The following is a 408-nucleotide window of genomic DNA, read 5'->3' on the forward strand; positions in this document are numbered from 1 at the left end:
TTTAGCTGAAAATATTGTGACGGAAACTTACCCTGATCCGAATGATTTTTGTACGTTTGTCGCAGGTCGCCGCTCACCATTTTGGGAAGATCGTGTTGGGGTTGCTAATGACTGGGGGATATTGATGTCCCCATCCTTCAGTGATGATGACTTTAAAGACATTGTGTTAGAGCAAAGCCGTATATCGTCTCCTTATGCGATTAGTCAAAATCACTCTAAAGACTTTTCTGATGCTTATGTTTCGGCACTTTATCACATCCAAACTGATACTACTGCGCTAGAGAAATATGAACCTTTAGTTGAACTGCTCTTGGAGCAAGTGCACGAAAATGGCGATATATTGAGAGTCTTATATCAAGCTGATGTGTTTGAGCCTCCCTATGAATTATTAGCGAAGCTTCGCTTTTT

The 408-nt window shown here is 40.9% G+C and carries 1 pseudogene; it reads left to right on the forward strand.

The features are described 5' to 3' along the window. A pseudogene (locus IQR33_RS34670) lies at positions 1–408 on the forward strand (hypothetical protein); the annotation flags it as partial.

It is taken from the genome of Vibrio sp. OPT46 (genome assembly GCF_015163535.1).
Taxonomy (GTDB): domain Bacteria; phylum Pseudomonadota; class Gammaproteobacteria; order Enterobacterales; family Vibrionaceae; genus Vibrio; species Vibrio alginolyticus.